Below are 17,964 nucleotides of genomic sequence, written 5' to 3'. Positions count from 1 at the left end.
AGCGCCCTGGCCCCCGGACCTCCAAGCTGCGTCAAGGTGCGGGAACGTCGTCAAGGGCCTCGCCGGGCACGGCGGCCGCGGGTGTGCCCGCCCACGGGATGCCGAGGTCGGCGAGGGCGGTGAGCGGGTCGGCACCCAGCCGGTCGCGCCGGGAGCGGGTGTTGGACAGCCATACACCCAGCTTGATGGTCACCGGCTCCGTCTCGCCGTCGACGAGGACGTCCACGACGGCGCCGCGCGGGACGGGTCGACCGGTACCCGCGTGCTCCACCCAGCGCGCAAGGGCTGCGAGTCCGCGCTGGAAGGCGGCGTGCGCTTTGCTGCCGATCTTCGCCGGGCCTCTGCTCGTGCGCGACGTCGCCGGGGCGGCCGGCGGCGCGGTGGCGCCCTGGATGCCGAGCTGGGTGAGCCGCTGGCGCTGTTTGGGTAGAAGCTGTGCCCAGGTGCCCGGCTCTTGTTGCCGCCACCGCCACGTACCGATGTCGTCACCCTCGAAGGTGACGCCGGGGGCGAGGTGGGGCAGGTGACCGTCGGCGTCGACGAGGTCAGCGAGGACGCGGTAGTGGCGTTGCCAGTCCAGCGGCCACGGACAGTCCAGTCTGCGTCGATCGCGGCGAGCTGCGCGGCTCGTTTCGCGGTTCGTTCCGGGTCCTTGCCAAGGCCGCCTTTGCGTCGGAGGTTGGCCAGTTGCTGTCCGATGGGTACGGATCCGGTGCCGGCCGGGTTGTCCCAGACCGCGTCCTGCCGCGGTGCGAGATGTCCCACGGCCCGCCGGTAGGACCGCAGCGCGGCGAGCTTGGCCTCCCACGCCTCCGCGCCGGGCTCCCACACCATCCCGGCCTCCGGCGCGTCCAGGAGCTCTTCGCGGTGAGGATTCCCCCACCCGCCGCGATTTCCGCTGCTGATGCACCCAGCGGCCAGGTGGAAACTACTTCGTCGCCCCGACTTCGACCTCGACGTCGTAGCGGACGGCGTGGAGGCCGGTGATCTCGTTCTCCTTCCGCCACCGCAGTAGGGCTTGGTAGCCCTCCAGCCACACCAGCGACTCCGGCCGGCAGACCCGGGTCCGCAGGAACGCCGAAATTGTCGCCGTGCCCCGGGGCTGGAGAAGTACAGTAGCGCGGATTCAGCGGCGGCATCGGTGCCCTTGTCGTGCTCGTGCTCCTCGCCGTCGCTTTCGCCGCCGGTTCCGACGATCCGCCCGGTCTCGTCGCGCTGGACGTGAATGGTGCGCTTGCCGCTGGTGAGGGCGCGGGAGGCGAGCTGCTCGACGAGGTGGGCGTCATGCGAGCGCAGACCCTGGACTACGGCGACCAAGGGGCGGAAGCTGGCGAAGGCGACCATGTCGGTGGGGTCCTCGCCGGGTTCCAGGAGGATCGCGACAATGATCCGGGTCACCTTCGTCGAGCCGTCCTTCTTGAGCCGCAGCGCACGGCCGATGTTCTGGACGATCTCCACCTGGGAGCCGCGGGTGTCCGCGAAGCAGATCGAGTCGACTCCCCGCTCGCCCGTGGTGTCCACCCCCTCGCCGAGGATGCGGCAGCTGGCGAGGAAGGCGCGGTGGACCCGGTGCCCGGTGGCGTCGATGCCGTTGGCGAACTGCCGCAAAGCCTCCCGGCGTTCGGATACGAGGTGGTCTCCGCACAGCCACGCCGACCAGACGCGGTCCGGGAGTACGTGGCGGCCGGCCTCGACGTAAAACTCCGCTTCGGACAGGGGGAGCTTGTCGGCGGCGGCCAGATCGGCGTCGGAGGCGTCGTTGACGTACAGCTCAGCCGCGGTCTCCGGGAACTTGTCCGCGAACGCGCGGACTTCTTCGACCTTCTGGTGGAAGGTCATGTGCGGAGGTTGTGCGCGGCGGCGTGCTCCGGGAGGGCAGCGGCGTTTTCCGCTTCTGTGCTCCTGGCGGTTTCGCCGGCGCGCTGCACCGCCGCGACCGCGACTCGATTGCCGAGGCCGGCCTGGATCGCGGGGAGCAGGTGGCCCGGCGAGACGAGGGACGGATCTCCGGTGCGGCCCCGCCCCCGGGCTGGGGGCAGGACCGACTGCCGAGTCGGAGTGCGGTGGACCGGGATGCGACGTACCTCTCCTGTGCCGGGCCAGGCGACTGGAGAGTAGTAAGCTCGGACCGACAGAAGAAGTACGGCGGGAAGATCTTTCACCGATCATCGCCGGCACGGCCTTCACCCGACGGCCACTTCACCTGCCTGCCTGCCGACGCCGGTGGTGTGCCGGCCGCCGACCCGGATCAGGACGGCTGGATCAGCCCCGCCTTTCCGTAGATCGTCGCCATGCGCGCCCCCGCCTTGCCCGAGGCGAAGCCCATCCCGATCTGGAAGATTCCAGGCTGGGCCGGGTCCGGAATGTACACGCCGAGCCCCTCCGGTTCGCGGTACTCCAGCGAGTAAGCGGCCGCCGTGTGGGCGGGGTTGACGGTCTCCTTGAAGGGGACGGGCGGCGCGGGGTCCAGGGCGCCCGTGGTGAGGTTGACCGAGGTGATGAATGTGTTGCCGACGCCCGGCGGGGAGATGACGACGCTCTCGTCGCCGACCTGCTGGGTAGAGTTGTAGCTGTTGCCGTGTAGCAGATAGAGGTACCGGCCCACGACCGTGTACCCCTGGAGGAATGGACTGCCATACGTGCTGAGCGGCCAGCCGGCCACCGCCGTGAGGCTCGGTTCGCGGAGGCTGGCGAGGGGTTGGGTCCAGACGCCGAGTCGGGCCAGGTCCAGATCGTGGACCTGGAAGACGAACGCCCCGTCGGTGTCGCGGAAACGGATGGCGAGCCGGCCGTAGACCGGGTCCACGGAGGCGGTGTACGTCGAGCTTCCCGGGACCGGTTGATATGTGGCGAGTCCGGCGGACCCGTAGTCGAGGACCTTACCGTTGACGAACGGGAAACGGGCCAGCCGCTGGCCGCGGCTGGTCCACTTTGTGTCGTCGTTCGGGTGCACCGGGTCCTTCGTTTTTTGGCCGTCCGTCTCGGTCCACAGATACGCGGTGCTTCCGACCGGCTCGACGCCGATGCTCATGCCGTGGCCGAAGCCGCGTAGGTACATGTAGCCGAGCGTGTTCCCGGACATGTCCCACTTGGTGATCGTCAGGTCGCCGTTCAGGTTGCGGTCGGCGGCGCTCACGGCAGCGGACTCGCCCGCGAGCTTCAGGCCGCCCTGCGTGACCTGCGCCAGGTAGATGTGCCCGTTGGCGTTGTCGTAGCCGAAGGACTGAAGAATCGTCGCGTCGCGCAGCGGCTTCTCCCGTATCCACTTGTCCGCCGCGCTGTTCAGGTCGAGCCGGGGCGAGGGCACCAGTAGCGCCGAGCCCGGCGTGGGGTGTGTGGCTGCGGAGGCTGTGCCGGTGCCGATCGACACGCAGGCAGCGGTGAGCGCGCCCGCGCCGCTCCATGCGATCAGGGAACGGCGACTGGGGTGGGTGAGTCTGTCGTGGGTCATGGTGCTCATCCAAGCCGGGCACCCGACCGCACTCAACCCACCCCCCGCTCAATTCCACCCAGCCGTCGCTTCCTTGTCGCACATCATCCGCCTGCTGTGGGCCGTCTTCCGAGCGAGTAGATCGGTCCGGTTGGGTCAGACAGCTGGCAGGAGTGGACCTCCAGGCGCAACGCATGGTCCGGCCCCAGTTCCGCCACCACGTTGACTCGATGGGAGGGAGCCCCATCGTCAGGCGGTGGACTGTCACGTAGTGCGACACCTTGCGCGCGGAATCGGTTTCGCAGCATGCTGGCGTCCACCGTGCCAGCCCTCGGCCCCCACTCCTGCGCCGGCTCTTCGACCATTCGATACACCGCGGAGGCATCTTGCTTGGCATCTGCGCGAAGAACCCGATCCTCCAATGGCGAGCATAGGTAGGGATATCGCGTACTCATCTGTTCGGCGGGCTCGACCTGCACGACCAACGAGCTCGTGCATGGTTGGTGGTAGCGCGTCGAGGACTGTGGATCTGCAGTTGTGTTCTCTTTCGCGTACCGCCGGCCTGCTGGTGGGCAAGCAGTCCGGCGACGGCCTGGATGGTGTCGGTCATGTGCTCTCGGCGGCCGTGGAGCCGTGCGAGGGATCGCCAGTTCTTCAGATGGCTGATGCCGTGCTCGTCCCGGATGCGGCGTGAGGAGTGTGCCACGTGCTGCCGCTCGTGCATCTCCTCGTACCACTCGGGAGCGTTCTTCTTGAAGTTGCGGTGCGGTGGTGTCACCACGCGGCCGCCGGTCTGTGCGCCCAGGCTCTGGTGGCTGGCATCGGTCAGGATCTCCACGGCGGGGGAGCCTCCCCCTGAGTGGTGGACACGCTGATACTGGATCTGCTTGATCCGGAGGAAGCGAGAGACCGCCGATGGCGATGAAGGATTACTCGGACGAGTTCAAGGCCGATGCCGTGGCCCTGTACGAGTCCACACCCGGGGCGACGTACAAGAGCATCGCCGCCGACCTGGGCAACAACAGGGCCACCCTGCGCGAGTGGATGCTCAGGGACCGGGAACGCCGAGGCGTCGGCCCGGCCGCCGCCCGAGCCACGCAGGCGACGCAGTCCGCGGACCCGGACGAGCGGATCCGACAGCTCGAGGCCCGGGTGGCCGAGCTCGGGGCGAACGAGCGCAAGCTCGCGACCGAGCGGGACATACTCCGCAAGGCGGCCAAGTATTTCGCCGGGGAGACGAACTGGTGAGGAGCCGCTTCCAGTTCGTCGACGACACCGGGACGCCTTCGAGGTGAAGCGGCTCTGCCAGGTCCTGGAGGTCAACAGGTCCAGCTACTACAAGTGGCGGGCCGGCCAAGAGGCCCGGGCCGCCCGGCAACGGGCCGACCAGCGCCTGGCGGCCAGGATTCGTGAGGTCCACGGCGAGTCCCGCGGCACCTACGGCTCTCCGCGGATGACCACCGAGCTCCGCGACCAGGGCCTGCACGTCAACGAGAAACGCATCGCTCGCGTCATGCGAACGTTCGCCACCACCGGCGTCCGCCTGCGCAGACGCGTCCGCACCACCGTCCCGGATCCGGCCGCCTCCCAGGCTGTGTGGCTCGTAAAGGCATCGCTGCAGGTAGAGCCCGCGGGAGAGGCGTTCGCTGGCGGCTGGGATGCTACGCGGGTGATCATCTCGACGGTGTATCGGATCACTCGTGCGTTGCTATCCGTGCCGGGCGTCCTGCTGCGCCGGCACACGGCCAAGGCGCCGAACTGCTGGTGCTGCGGCATGAGAACGCGGTGCTGCGACGGCAACTCGCTGGTCCGGTCCGTTACGAGCCCGCGGACCGGTTCTGGCCGGCCGCGCTGTCGTCGCTGATACCGCGGTGCGACTGGGGGCGGGTGTTCCCGGTCACCCCGGGGACGCTGTTGGCCTGGCACCGCAGGCTGATCGCGAAACGGTGGGACTACTCCGACCGACGTCGGCGCACCGGCCGCCCACCGACGGCGGCCGCGCTCAAGAAACTGGTGCTGCGTCTGGCGCAGGAGAACCCGCGGTGGGGTCACCGGCGGATCCAGGGTGATCTGGCCAGGTTGGGACATTCGATCGCGCCGTCCACGGTCTGGCAGATCCTGCACGCGGCTGGCGTCGACCCGGCCCCGCGTCGCACCGGCCCGAGCTGGCGGGAATTCCTGACCGTCCAGGCCGAAGGGATCGTCGCGGCGGACTTCTTCCACATCGACACGATCACCGGCAAGCGGCTGTATGCGCTGGCGTTCCTGGAACACGGCACGCGCAAACTGCACATCACCGGCGTGACCGCGCACCCGACCGCCAAGTGGGCGGTCCAGCAGGCCCGCAACCTCACCGCCGACCCCGGCACCCGCGTCGGGTCGGTCCGATTCGTGCTGCGCGAACGGCGACAGCAAGTACACCGAGCCCTTCGACGCCGTCTTCGAGGCCGAAGGCATCGACGTGCTGCTCAGCGCACCCCGAGCGCCGCGGATGAACGCCCACTGCGAGCGCGTCATCGGCACGATCCGCCGAGAGGTGCTCGACCATGTTCTGGTCATGAACGAGGCCCACTTCCGACGCGTACTTGCCGAGTACCAGCACCACCACAACGCCCACCGACCGCACCGATCACGAGACCAACGGCCAACCGAAGCCGCGCACCAGCAGCCGGACCGGTCCGTGGGTACGCCGGGCAAGCTCCTACGGACGCGCATCCTCGGCGGAGTCATCAATCAGTACCAGTACGTGGCTTGAGCTGCAGCGATGACTTTTCGAGCCCCACACGGTCGAAGACCTCGCCGAAGTATCTGGCCTCGACGCGGGCCACGTGTTTGACCAGGCCGAGGAGGTTGGTCCCGGTCGCTGTCAAAGGTCTGCGGGCGTCGTATTCGGACAAGCCGTCGAGTTTCCAGAGCAGCGCGTTGCGGTCCCGCCGCAGTCTCCCGTGCAGGTTGTCCTTCGCGAATTTATCGATCACGCGGCATTAACCTTCCATGGGCTGTTCGTGGTCTCAAGATCCCGTACGTGGTCCGCAACGGCTCCACCCCGTGCGCCAATAGCGCCCGCAGCGGCCTGCCGCGCCCCCGCCCAGGCGGTAGCTCTCATTTGCCGGGCTACGGCCGAGCCTCCGCCCCTGCCCCCGCGTCCGCGCCGGCCGGCTCCGTGGCGCCCGCCGCCGACTCGGGGTGCGTGCGCGAGGCGCGCAGGGTCAGCGCGGCGGCGGCAAGCATGCCCACCACCGCGATGCCCACACCAGACAGGCGCAGCGCCCCGACCGCGCCGAGGCCGGCCACCAGCGGTCCGCCGAGTGCGGTGCCCAGGGGCACCGACAGCACCCGGACGGCGGAGCTCGCCGCGAGGGCCTGCGGCAGCAGCGCGCTGGGCGCCGAGCGCTGGAAGAGGGTGGTCGACAGCGACGAGTACGGCGGCCAGAGCAGCCCGGCCATCCCGAAGCAGACGACCGACACGGCCGTCGGGGCACCCAGGCCCAGGGGGAGCATCAGCGCGCCGAAGCCGATGACGATGCCGGCCGTCGTGGGCCCCAACTGCCACCGGCTGAGGAAGCCGGTGAGCACCGAACCCAGCACCGCGCCGATACCGAAGGCCGTGTAGAACGCCGCCAGCACACCGGCCGAGGCGCCCAGATCGTCCGACACGTGCAGCGGGAGCGCCACGTACACCGGGCCGAAGAGGAAGAAGAACACGAAGCTCAGGGCGAGAAGGCCGGACAGCGCGGGGATGCGCCGGATCACCGCGAAACCGGCCGTCCGCGAGGCTGTGTCGTCCTCGGGCTCCGGGACCGCGTCCTTGGGGACGGCGACGAGGAAGGTGACCGCAAGGAAGAGGAACGTCGTCGCGTCCACGGCCAGCACTGTTGCCGGGCCCCCGAACACGATCAGCAGCGTGGCCAGCGGCGGCCCCGCCACCGTGGCGATCGACCCCACACCGGACAGCACGGCGTTACCCGCCAGATGATCGCGTTCCGGCAGCACCCTGGCGATCAGCGTGTAGACACCCGCCTGCCCCCAGGCATGCAGCACGGAGGAGACCGCCAGCAGCGCGACGTACCCCTCGATGCGGAGCGCGCCGAAGGCGTGCAGCACCGGGATGGTTCCCAGCGCGCCCGCCCGCAACGCCGCGTCCCAGCCAGCCAGTTGGGTGGGCCGGCGGTGGCGCAGGAAGCGGCCGAGCAGCAGCGCGCCCACCGCCCCGGACAGCGTGTAGGCGGCCGCCGCCAACGCCACCCAGACGCCGCGGTCCGCGGCCGGCGCCAGCTCAATCGCCAGCCAGCTCACCGCCACCACGGCCATGCCGTCACCCAGCGAGGAGACGGCGCACCCCGAGAGGACCCGCCGCAGCGTCGTGTGACTGATCACTGGCCAGTACGGCGAAGAGCGCATCACACGGCTCAGGTCCGGGCCCACGGGCTACCTCCACACATCAACGGAACCGACCCCACGACCCTTTCCCAGGGAACGGCAGGCGAGGTGGGTCTTCTCTTTCGGCATAAACGTCGCGCCCGGCGACACGAACGGGCCCCGAAGTCCTAGCTCAGACACCAGCCGCAAAGTAGGTGGTCAGGACTTCACAGCTGCGGTCTTCTTCGGCTGGCGACGCCGGCAAGAAGATCGTCGGCAGGAAGCGAAGCATCGTCACCGACACACTCGGCCTTCTCCTCACTGTGCTGGTGACCGCAGCCAGCGTGCCGGACTCGGTGGCCGGGACCGTACTGCTCGACCAAGTCGCCGCCAACCACCCGCGCGCAACGCGTGGCAGGAGCTCACAGGGCGCCGCCCGCCGAAGTAACCCGACGCCCCTCACCCACCCCCGGCCCCGGAGCGGCGGATGCCCGCGTAAACCCGGCCGTCACACCGGCGCGGCCCGGTACCCGCCGCACCTGGGCCGGGCCCGAGGTCGCCCAGCGCTCCTCCAAACGGGTCACCACCACACGGAGCGTGTCCTCGTCGGCCGCGATGATGTCCAGCACCACCAGGCCGGGCTCGCTGATGTGCTGCTCGCTGATCTCCTTCATGCCGTCCCTGACGCCCAGCCGATGAGCACGGTTCGTACCCGTCTGACCCTTCACCCATCCGGCGGACCGGGTGCGCGGCTCGGCCGCCGGGGCAATGGGCCCCGTCCGCGGGCGGAGGCACTTCCGACACTTCCCGCAGGGGGGCTTGCTCAGATGCGGGCCGTCACGGAGCGGCAGGCCGCCAGCAGGTCCTCGTCGTGGGGGATGCTGCGGAAGCGGCCGCTGCGGCGCAGGAGTGTGAGCTCTTCCCGGACCCGGGGGAGGGCCGGCCGGGCGGCCGGCCCCATGCCGTTCAGGCGGGCCAGGACGTGGTTGGACGTCGAGTCGTTCTCCGCCCACGCTGTCAGGAGCGTCTCCACGACGGCGGGCGCCTCGGCGTCGCCGCCGATATCCCACAGGGCGGCCGCGGCGTAGACCCGGGTCCACTCGTAGCCCGCCGTCAGCATCTTCCGCAGACGCGGCAGGGCCGGTGCGGCAGCCGGCCCGATCCGCCCCAAGGCGGCGGCTGCCTCGTCGTCCGCGTGGGTGTCAAGAAGCTCAACCAGCCTCGGCACGACGCCGGCCGCGTCGCCCTCAAGTTCCCACAGTGCCGCCGTCGCGGCCGCCCGGACGGTGACGTCCTGCGCATCGGCCAGCGGGCGGACCACATCCAGGGCGAAGACGGCCTCAGGGCCGAAAGAGGCAAGGGCCTTGAGGACGGAGGCGGCCGTATGCCACTGCTCCGCACGCACGGCCGCGGTTACGGCGCTGGCCAGCGCCGGTGCAGCCGCGGGGTCACCCAGCTCTCTCAGGGCGGACACCAGAGCATTGGCACTCATCGACTGCGACGCATCCGAGAAGTCCACCTGCGCCAGGAGCTTCGACAGCCTCGGCGTGAGATCACCGGCAGCCTCACCCAGGTGACCGGCCACCTGCACGGCACGCCAGGCGTCGGTGCCCCCGTCCAGCGCCTCCAGCACACAGTCCAGCGCCCGCAGATCCCCCAGAGACGCCAGCGCCCTGACGGCTTCCTGGTGAGCGCGGCGAACCAGCCGCTCCCGGGCCGCCCACACGCCCGGCCCGTGTTCCGCCCGGGCCGCCTCGACATAAGCGGCGAGGGCCTCCCGGGCCGGCTCGCTCACCGGCACGAGCGCCCCGAGAGCCTTCGCCGCGGCAGCCGAGGTATACGGGTCCTCGGGCAGGAGACACCCCGCGATCAGCACCACCAGGCCGGTGTAATCCCCACGCCACTGGCCGATCAGCTTCCTCGCCATGCCGATCGCGTCGTAACGCACCCCAGGGTCCGCGCTGCACAACTGCTCGGTGAGCAACGCGGTGCGCTCCAGCACACGATTGTCCAACACCGTGTGAAACGACTCCAGCAGGGCGCTCGTCGGCGCGTGCACCCGGCCGTACCGCTCCAGATCCTCGAACGCCCCAGCGACCTGCGGCGGCATCCCCGATGAAAGCGCCGTGCTCGCGGCGACAGCCGGCTCCGTCTCGGTCCGACAGGACGCATCGTCATCCCCGCCGGTCTCCTCCGGCGCGATCTCCCGGATCACCCCGACCGCCGCCGGCACAACAGCGTCACCGAGCTCCCCCGGAGTGCACCGGACCCTGTGCACGAGAGCAGCAAGCCGCACCTCGGGCACTTGTGCCGTGTCACCGGCCAGATCCTCCAGCCAGCCGGCGGCCGCACCGTGCACGGCCGCATCCCGCAGCGCCACCGCAGCCACCGCCCTCACAACGAGCAGCCGCTGCACCATGCCGCTCCCGGGAAGCAGACTGCGCAGGACCTCCAAAGCGCGTGCACCGTCGGCGAGGAAGAGACCCAGTCCCTCGATCGCGGGCCGCCGCACCTCCTCATCGGGGTCCATCACCCAGCGGACGAAGACCTCGGCACGCTCACCTATCACCGCCAACGCCTCCACATGGGCTCTGGACTCGGTACCGTCCGGCGAGAAGTACACCCCTTCGGGATCCCTATCCAGGCACTCTTGCCCGATGCTGAGCAGCAACTCGATGACCGAGCCCCGGTCAGGGGTCGCGGGGCTGTCGGCCATCTCGAACAGGAACGGCAAGCTGGCCGCCGTGCACGGATAAACATCCCCCTGATGATGCGCCGCACTGTAGAAGTCGCTGAAGGCCTCGTCCCGGACACCGGATTCCGGCGAGACCATCCCTCTCAGCCAGCCCGGAACATCGCTTGCCGGACCGTAAGCGTGGCCCATTGATGCCCAGTTCACGCTGTCGATTTCGTTGATCGTCATGCGGGGCACTATGCCGCAGGGCACTGACACCACCTGAAGCCGCGCCAGGGCGCAACACATGGAGGAGGGAACCCCCTCGCCGGCCAGCGTCCTACCGGCGGTGACACACCTCCCCGGCAGGGAAGCGGGACCGGGGACCCGGCGCTGTCGGCGGCGGCCTCTACGCTGCCGGCTATGGCCCGCTCCTGGACACGACTGCACGAGCACCTCGGTGCCGCCCCCCGGCCCGCTGGACCCGCAGCAATGACAACCCCACCCGCACCCGGAAGACAGGCACCCACCGTGTTCCATGAGACACCGATCTACCACCGCCTCATCGCGGAACGAGGAGACATCCCCGCCCAGGTATGCGGCGAAGCCCAACAGCTGCAATCCGCCCTGGAACGCGACACCTGCCCTGCCCCACAGACGAACCCACCCGGGCACCCCACCACCCAGCTGACACCCAAGCCGACAGACCGCGCACCGCACCGATCGAAAGCAGCCACGGTCCTGGAATCGTCGATGGTGGCGGGGGTGGTGCCCTACGGTGTTTGGGGCCGATAGCGGATGCGAACGGGGGTTCCATGGCTGAGGGGACAGTGCTGGCGGATCGTATAGCCGATCAGCGGGCCGGGGTGGGTGATCCGCGGGCGCTGCTGGGGGAGTTCCGGCGGGCTCTGGTGCTGGTGCCGTTGGCCGGTGGTGGGTTGTGGACCGCGGAGTTCGGCGGGGTGCGCTGGGTGTGCGGGTTCACGGACGAGGCAGCACTGGCGCGGTTCGCGCAGGGGCGGGGTTCTGTTCATGACGCCGGGGCGGCTGGGCGCTCTTGGGAGTTCGCGAGGCTGCGGGGAGCTCGGCTGCTGGACGAGGTCGCACCGGCGATGGGGGTGCCGGCGGGGGTCGCGGTGAACATCGCTGATCCCGAGGGGTCCATGTTCTTCTCGCCGGTGACGGGGGTCGTGCCGGACGCGGTAGCCGTAGATGGTGAGAACGCGGTGCACCCACGGGGCGGCGACGGGGGTCGTGAGCGGTGAGTGGCGGTGGCACGGGGGATCTGCACGTTGATCCGGGGAGTGTCCAGAAGATCACCAGTGGGCTGCGCGCGACGGTAGACGAGCTGAAGGAGATCGGTTCCGGCACCGGGGCGGCGCTGGGCAAGGGTGTGTCGGGGCTGTCGATGACCGGTATGGAGGCCGGCCATTACGAGTTGTCGGTGACCTTTGAGGACTTCTGTGAGCGGTGGGAGTGGGGGGTCCGGGCGCTGGTCCAGGACGCCAACGCCATCGCGGCGAAGCTGGGTCTGTCCGCGGGTGTGCTGTGGGAGGAGGAGCAGTACATCGAGGGCACGTTGAAGATCGTGGTCAACGCGGGCGTGGGAAATCCGCACGCGTCCGAGGACGACATCGTCAGCCAGGGGTGGGGTGAGGTGCTCACCCCGGACTACCTGAGCCCGGACTACAGCGTGGAGTCGTTCGAGCGGGCCGGCGACGAAGCCGGGCAGACCTGGAAGGACACCGGCCGGGCGCTGATGACCGAGGGCACCGGCGGCCTGCACAACGACGTGGTGAACAACCTGCTCGGACGCGACCAGGAGGCCTTCGACCAGGGCGTGGACGAAGCGTTCGGGCCCTCCCCGGAGGAGCGGGCCCGGCAACAGCAGCAGGACAACGGGGGGAACTGATCCATGGGGCTCGGAGATCTTGTCAGCGACCTCACACCGGACGTCATCGAGGACGCCGTCGAGGACGGCACCAAGTGGGTCGGTGACCGGGTCGAGGACGCCGGGGACTGGACGGCCGACCGGCTGGAGGACGTGGGCTGGGACTCCGGCGCGGACTGGGCACGTGAGCAGTCGCGTTCGGTGGCGAACCGGATGGGCGCCGAGGTCGAGGAGATGGATCTCGGGCAGACCGAGGACAAGAAGAAGCTGGTCTATGGCAGCCCGTCCGAGATCCGCTCGACCGCCACGCACCTGAAGAACCTGCAGAGCTCGCTCGACAAGGTCGGCGGTGGGCTCAAGGGGCTGGACGCCGCCGAGCTCAAGGGGAAGACGGCGGACGCCTTCCGGGAATCGGTGTCCGTGGAGCCGCCCCAGTGGTTCAAGGCCGCCGACGCCTTCGAGAAGGCCGCGGGCGCGCTGGAGTCGTTCGCCGGCACAGTCGAGTGGGCCCAGGGTCAGGCCCAGTTGGCGATCGACAAGTGGAAGGCGGGCACCAAGGCATCCGAGGAGGCGATGGACGCCCACAAAAAGAAGTGCGACACCTTCAACAAGGCCGTCGACACGTACAACGCCCTGCCCGCCGACAAACGCGACCCCTCCACGCTCCCGCCCAGACCCGGGGAGTTCACCGACCCGGGCAAGGCGCGCATGGAGGAGGCCCAGCAGCTCCTCGCGGAGGCGCGTACGCAGCGCAACACCGCGGCGGAGACCGCCCGCACCGCGGTGGCCGCTGCCCGTGACGCCGCGCCGAAGAAGCCGAAGTACGCCGATCAGGTGGCCGACGGGCTTGCCGAGACCCAGATCATGAACACGCACTTCACCGGCGGGATCGCCAAGGGCACGGCCGGGCTCCTCAACTTCGTGCGCACCGTCAACCCGATGGACCCGTACAACGTCACACACCCCGCCGAGTACGGACTCGCGCTGAACAACACCGCCGCCGGACTCGTCCAGGTCGCCAACGACCCCTGGGGCACCGGCAAGCAGATGGTCACCGACTTCATGAAGGACCCCGCCGAAGGGCTCGGCCGCCTCGTCCCCGACCTGGTCCTCACCGCCGCCACCGGCGGTGGCGGAGCCGCGGTCAAGGGAGCCCGGACCGCGAAGGAACTCGCCAACGTCGCACAGGACGCGAACAAGGCCCGTCGCCTGGTCGACGACGCCCCCGAAGGCACCCACAACCGCACCGACGGCGAGCGCACCACGAAGGGCACCGACCCGGTCGACCTCGCCTCCGGCCGCATGTTCCTGCCCCAGACCGATGTGGTCCTGCCCGGCGTCCTACCGCTCGTCTTCACCCGCCGCGTCGAATCCGGCTACACCGCAGGCCGCTTCTTCGGTCCCTCCTGGTCCTCCACCGTCGACGAACACCTCGAAATCGACGCCAACGGCGTCATCCACATCACCGACGACGGCCGCCTCATCCCCTACCCCCACCCCGCACCCGGCCTCCCGACCCGCCCGGAATCCGGCACCTCACGCAGCATCCTGGAACGCGACGTGTCCGGCGACTACACCATCACCGACCCCGACAACGGCCTCATTCGCCACTTCGACGCCCCGCCCGGAACCGCCCCCGGCGAAGACGGCACCGCCTGGCTCGGCGAGATCAGCGACCGCAACAACAACACCATCACCTTCGACCGCACCGACGATGGCACACCCCTCGCACTCGTCCACTCCGCCGGCTACCACCTGCAGTTGGCACTGGCAGACGGTCTCGTGACAAGTCTGACGCTGCTCACCCCCACGACGGACGAGAACGGACTCACGCCCGCCGATCCGTATGCGAGCATCCCCCTGCGCACCTACGGTTACGCCGACGGCAACCTCACCACCGTCACCAAGCCATCCGGCGCCACCCTCACCTTCAGCTACGACGAACGTCGCAGGGTCACGGCGTGGATCGATTCCAACGACAGCCGATACAGCTATGCCTACGACGACCGGGACCGCGTCGTCGCGGAGGGCGGCGAGGCAGGCCACTTCCAACTCACCCTGGCGTACACCGCATCCGACCCGTCCACCGGCAACCGGCTTACTACCCTCACCACCGCCGACGGCCGCTCCACCGATCATCTCGTTGACAGCAGGTGCCGGGTCCTAGCGACCACCGACCCATTGGGCAACATCACCCGCGACACCTTCGACGCCTCCGGGAACCGACTGACCCACACCGACGCACTGGGACACACCACGACGTTTTTCTACGACGAGGCCGGCAGAACCGTCGGTGTCAGGCGGCCGGATGGCACCGAGTTGCGGGCTCAGCGGGACGAATGGGGCCTCATCACCACGCTCACCCATGCGGACGGCAGTCGATGGCATCAGGAATTCGATGAACGTGGCAACCGCACAGCACTGACCGACCCAACCGGCCGCACGACCTCCTACTCATACGACAACTACGGTCGGCTCGTCTCTCTTACCGAGGCGGACGGAGCTACGACCGAAGTGCTCCATGACCCCGCAGGGCTTCCGGTCCGTGTCACCGACTCGCTCGGCGCCACCACACACTTCCAATACGACGTCTTAGGCCGCCTGGTCCACATCACGGACCCGCTGGGGTCCGAGACCGTGTGCCAGTGGACGCCTGACGGTGAGCTTGCCAGCCGTACGCGCCCCGACGGCGCAACAGAATCGTGGACATATGACGGCGAGGGCAACCGCACCAGTTACACCGACCCTATGGGGCGGTCCACCCACTTCGAATACACCGGCTTCGACCTCCTCACCACCCGCATAGATCCTGACGGAGCACGCTACGCGTTCCAGCACGACAGTGAACTCCGTGTCACCCAGGTCACCAATCCTCAGGGGCTGACTTGGGCATACACCTATGACTCCGCCGGTGAGCTCATATCGGAAACGGACTTCGACGGCCGCACCTATGCCTATACACGTGACCCAGCAGGGCAGGTTATAGCCCGTACGAACCCGCTCGGCGAGGTAGTCGCTTACCAGCACGACGCGCTGGGCCGCATCATCCGCAAATCCTCCGCCGGCAAGGAAACGACCTACGCCTACGACGACGCGGGACGCATGGTCCGGGCTGTCGGACCGGACGGTGAACTGACCCACCAATACGACCGAGGTGGACGCCTCCGAACAGCGATGACCGACGGGCACGTCATGACCTACACGTATGACACCCTTGGCCGCCGTGCGCGACGTGTGACGCCCACTGGCCGGTCCACCAGCTACGGCTACGATGCCGCTGGCAGACTCACTCGTCTCAACGCGGGCACCCAGCGCATCAACTTCACCCTTGATGCGGCAGGCCGCGCACTGACACGCACCTTCGGCGACACACTGACCCTCACCGCGACCTTCGACGAGGCCGGCCAACTCTCCACTGAGCGGCTGACCCACGGCGCCCGCGCTCTGGTAAGCCGGACCTACAACTACCAGCTCGACGGACATCTCACAGACCTCGACGACACCCTGCGTGGGCGTCAATATTTCGATCTTGACGTGATCGGTCGAGTCACCAAGGTCACTGCTGCGAACTGGACGGAGACGTACGCCTACGACTGCGCTGGTAATCAGACGACCGCCTCATGGCCGGCTTCTCATCCGAGCAGCGAAGCCACCGGGCCCCGTGCGTACGTCGGCACGACCATCAAGCTTGCCGGAAGGGTCCGTTACGAGCACGATGCTCTTGGTCGCATCACCCTGCGCCAGAAGACCCGCCTCTCCAGAAGGCCCGACACCTGGCGATACTCGTGGGACGCCGAGGACCGCCTCACCGCCGTCACTACGCCGGATGGGACACGATGGCGCTACCGGTATGACCCGCTGGGCCGGCGCACCGCCAAGCAACGCCTTGGCGACGACGGATTGACCGTCGTCGAGGAAGCCCGCTTCACCTGGGACGACGCTACCCTCTGCGAGCAGACGACCATCTCCCCGAGCTTCCCCCGCCCGGTCGTTCTGACCTGGGACCACCAGGGCACACGCCCCATGGCTCAGCACGAACGCATCATTGCTGCGGACACCGATCCGTCGACGACAGACGAACGCTTCTTCGCGATTGCCACGGACTTGATTGGTGCTCCCGCCGAACTCGTTGACGAGTCCGGGAATCTCGCCTGGCGCTCTCGGGCAACACTCTGGGGCACCACTGCCTGGGGGAAAACCGACAGTACTTACACCCCACTCCGTTTCCCCGGCCAATACCACGACCCCGAGACCGGCCTCCACTACAATCTAAACCGGCACTACGACCCCGAGACTGCTCGCTATCTCACCCCGGATCCGCTCGGCCTCATACCGGCACCCAACGCATTCTCCTATGTAAAAAATCCTCACTCTTCGTCCGACCCGCTCGGCCTCGCCCCCTGCCCTCGCGGCGGCTGGGAAAAGAAGGCAGATTTCTCGAGTCAGAAAGTAATGAGCAAGAAATTTCATGCACATGGCGACGATTTTTTGGATGTGAAAGGAAATCTGAATGGAGCAAACCTGAAGCGATTCGAAGAAAGTATGCGCTCTCATATGACCGCGGACGGAACGAAAATTTATCGCTTTAATTACAGAGATCAAGGGTGGGCTGTAGGCTTCATTAATCCAGCCACCCAAAAAATGGTGATGCTCCACGCGGATGGGAAATTTTGGTCGGCCTGGAGATTGGGAGACAGGCAATTTGCAGACATCATCGACAAGGGATTCCTTTGGTGACTGATTACAGTATTCAGGGCGACGCAAACTCAGATCAGCTGGAGATCTTGTCCGGCCCCGGGGGTTACAGTTCGGCCTGGCTGGCCGTTGGCCCCAAGCTCGTCGTTCCGGTGCCTGCTGGCTCGCACGTGGACGACGCTCTTGTCCAGCGCATCACTGACGGCTGCCGCACGGATGGAGCGGACGCTGTGCTTGTGATGGCGATCGGGTCTGAACCTGCTAGCCGAACCTGGCGTCTGATTGCGCCAGACATAGCGGCCTCGGAATTGGCTGGAGTCGGTCCGCCCCTCCTCCTCGCCTCTTCGGACCGGCAGGGTGCGATTTTTTTTCCCCGCCCTGGGTACGTACTAGTGGCAGGAACAGCAGCATTTCTCGCGGGCGCCGTCCCAGAAGGGATCGACGGAGGGCGAGCCCGCTTCGGACGATACGTTCGCGCGGCAGCCAAGCGATGGCCAGAACTCAAGGACATCTCGCAGTCATTTCCCCCCCGCCATATTGCCTGGGCCCGCGCACGGGAAATTCCTGCCGGAACAGGCGCTGCCCGTCAGGTAAGTCTGATCCATGCCTTCACCGTCGGGTCCATCAGCGGAGCGGACTTCGCCCGCAGTTGGCTAGACGCCCGCCGCACTTCCCAGGACAACGGCGAGAGGCTCCGCGATCCACTCCTCACGGCTTTCGATCAGATCTTCTCGCTGTTGGAAGACTATTCTATCGATCCGGCCCTCAAAGATCCTGACGACCTATCAGATGAAGAGCTGATGGATGCGGTGCGAAGGACCATGGAGCATACCGATGAATTTTGGTGACCTGCATGTCCGCACTCTTCCCTGAACCAAAGATCCCGATCACTTTGGAGACCTCGATGCCATTGGG

Annotated in this window: 12 protein-coding genes and 3 pseudogenes; 8 read left to right on the top strand and 7 right to left on the bottom strand. The window is 68.1% G+C overall.

Features of this window, described 5'->3' with window-relative positions:
• Positions 1–31 precede the first annotated feature (31 nt).
• The 3 genes and pseudogenes from G3I41_RS24320 to G3I41_RS24310 all read right to left on the bottom strand — a co-directional run.
• Positions 32–1,877 (bottom strand): annotated as a pseudogene (locus G3I41_RS24320) (Helicase associated domain protein); the annotation flags it as partial.
• A 371-nt stretch (positions 1,878–2,248) separates the two neighbouring features.
• Positions 2,249–3,451: a teichoic acid biosynthesis protein C gene (locus G3I41_RS24315; protein WP_239081806.1), complete on the bottom strand. Its 1,203-nt coding sequence runs from the start codon at positions 3,449–3,451 to the stop codon at positions 2,249–2,251.
• Between the two features lie 430 nt (positions 3,452–3,881).
• On the bottom strand, positions 3,882–4,268 hold the full coding sequence (locus tag G3I41_RS24310) for a transposase (RefSeq protein ID WP_239081805.1): 387 nt from the start codon (positions 4,266–4,268) through the stop codon (positions 3,882–3,884).
• A gap of 77 nt (positions 4,269–4,345) precedes the next feature.
• Between G3I41_RS24310 and G3I41_RS24305 the strand changes: the two genes are divergently transcribed.
• From G3I41_RS24305 to G3I41_RS37700, 3 genes are all read left to right on the top strand, one after another.
• Entirely contained in the window at positions 4,346–4,678 is a 333-nt protein-coding gene (locus G3I41_RS24305; protein ID WP_164402514.1) for a transposase, read from the top strand.
• Positions 4,679–4,721: 43 nt separating this feature from the next.
• Positions 4,722–5,294 carry an IS3 family transposase gene (locus G3I41_RS37705; RefSeq protein ID WP_203601580.1) on the top strand — a complete coding sequence of 191 codons (573 nt, stop codon included), beginning with the start codon at positions 4,722–4,724 and terminating at the stop codon, positions 5,292–5,294.
• Between the two features lie 627 nt (positions 5,295–5,921).
• Positions 5,922–6,185 (top strand): integrase core domain-containing protein, encoded by a 264-nt coding sequence (locus tag G3I41_RS37700; protein WP_343242221.1) that lies wholly within the window; start codon positions 5,922–5,924, stop codon positions 6,183–6,185.
• A gap of 28 nt (positions 6,186–6,213) precedes the next feature.
• Here G3I41_RS37700 and G3I41_RS24290 read toward each other — a convergent pair.
• Positions 6,214–6,408: pseudogene (locus tag G3I41_RS24290) on the bottom strand (DUF664 domain-containing protein); the annotation flags it as partial.
• 136 nt (positions 6,409–6,544) lie between these two features.
• Positions 6,545–7,807 (bottom strand): MFS transporter, encoded by a 1,263-nt coding sequence (locus G3I41_RS24285; RefSeq protein WP_343242218.1) that lies wholly within the window; start codon positions 7,805–7,807, stop codon positions 6,545–6,547.
• Between the two features lie 215 nt (positions 7,808–8,022).
• Here G3I41_RS24285 and G3I41_RS37020 point away from each other — a divergent pair.
• Positions 8,023–8,190: pseudogene (locus G3I41_RS37020) on the top strand (transposase); the annotation flags it as partial.
• Between the two features lie 21 nt (positions 8,191–8,211).
• Here the strand turns inward: G3I41_RS37020 and G3I41_RS24275 are convergent.
• Together G3I41_RS24275 and G3I41_RS24270 are read right to left on the bottom strand one after the other, a co-directional pair.
• On the bottom strand, positions 8,212–8,463 hold the full coding sequence (locus tag G3I41_RS24275; RefSeq protein WP_164402482.1) for a DUF6207 family protein: 252 nt from the start codon (positions 8,461–8,463) through the stop codon (positions 8,212–8,214).
• 149 nt (positions 8,464–8,612) lie between these two features.
• Complete coding sequence (locus G3I41_RS24270; RefSeq protein ID WP_164402512.1) at positions 8,613–10,712, bottom strand: HEAT repeat domain-containing protein; 2,100 nt, start codon at positions 10,710–10,712, stop codon at positions 8,613–8,615.
• Between the two features lie 566 nt (positions 10,713–11,278).
• Here G3I41_RS24270 and G3I41_RS24265 point away from each other — a divergent pair.
• Genes G3I41_RS24265 through G3I41_RS24250 form a run of 4 tightly spaced genes read left to right on the top strand, consistent with a single transcriptional unit; the run spans position 11,279 to position 17,897 of the window.
• Positions 11,279–11,728 (top strand): hypothetical protein, encoded by a 450-nt coding sequence (locus tag G3I41_RS24265; protein ID WP_164402511.1) that lies wholly within the window; start codon positions 11,279–11,281, stop codon positions 11,726–11,728.
• The gene (locus G3I41_RS24260; RefSeq protein ID WP_164402510.1) at positions 11,725–12,375 is read left to right on the top strand and encodes a hypothetical protein; all 651 of its coding nucleotides are present in this window, start codon (positions 11,725–11,727) and stop codon (positions 12,373–12,375) included. The genes G3I41_RS24265 and G3I41_RS24260 overlap by 4 nt, the downstream gene beginning before the upstream one ends.
• Before the next feature lie 3 nt (positions 12,376–12,378).
• On the top strand, positions 12,379–17,091 hold the full coding sequence (locus G3I41_RS24255; protein WP_164402509.1) for a putative T7SS-secreted protein: 4,713 nt from the start codon (positions 12,379–12,381) through the stop codon (positions 17,089–17,091).
• Positions 17,088–17,897, top strand: a complete 810-nt coding sequence (locus G3I41_RS24250; RefSeq protein ID WP_164402508.1) for a colicin immunity domain-containing protein — start codon at positions 17,088–17,090, stop codon at positions 17,895–17,897. Before G3I41_RS24255 ends, G3I41_RS24250 begins: the two co-directional genes overlap by 4 nt.
• Positions 17,898–17,964 lie beyond the last annotated feature (67 nt).

This window comes from Streptomyces sp. SID9727 (assembly GCF_010550605.1).
Lineage (GTDB): Bacteria > Actinomycetota > Actinomycetes > Streptomycetales > Streptomycetaceae > Streptomyces.
The sequence above is the reverse complement of the archived record's forward strand: the minus strand, read 5'-3'. Positions and strand labels throughout refer to the sequence as shown.

What these genes read in the sequence shown, in the direction of transcription:
- G3I41_RS24275 (WP_164402482.1), bottom strand. Translation starts at nt 8,463, where the DNA reads ATGAAGGAGATCAGCGAGCAGCACATCAGCGAGCCCGGCCTGGTGGTG.
- G3I41_RS24305 (WP_164402514.1), top strand. Translation starts at nt 4,346, where the DNA reads ATGGCGATGAAGGATTACTCGGACGAGTTCAAGGCCGATGCCGTGGCC.
- G3I41_RS37700 (WP_343242221.1), top strand. Translation starts at nt 5,922, where the DNA reads ATGAACGCCCACTGCGAGCGCGTCATCGGCACGATCCGCCGAGAGGTG.
- G3I41_RS24270 (WP_164402512.1), bottom strand. Translation starts at nt 10,712, where the DNA reads ATGACGATCAACGAAATCGACAGCGTGAACTGGGCATCAATGGGCCAC.
- G3I41_RS24255 (WP_164402509.1), top strand. Translation starts at nt 12,379, where the DNA reads ATGGGGCTCGGAGATCTTGTCAGCGACCTCACACCGGACGTCATCGAG.
- G3I41_RS24315 (WP_239081806.1), bottom strand. Translation starts at nt 3,451, where the DNA reads ATGACCCACGACAGACTCACCCACCCCAGTCGCCGTTCCCTGATCGCA.
- G3I41_RS24265 (WP_164402511.1), top strand. Translation starts at nt 11,279, where the DNA reads ATGGCTGAGGGGACAGTGCTGGCGGATCGTATAGCCGATCAGCGGGCC.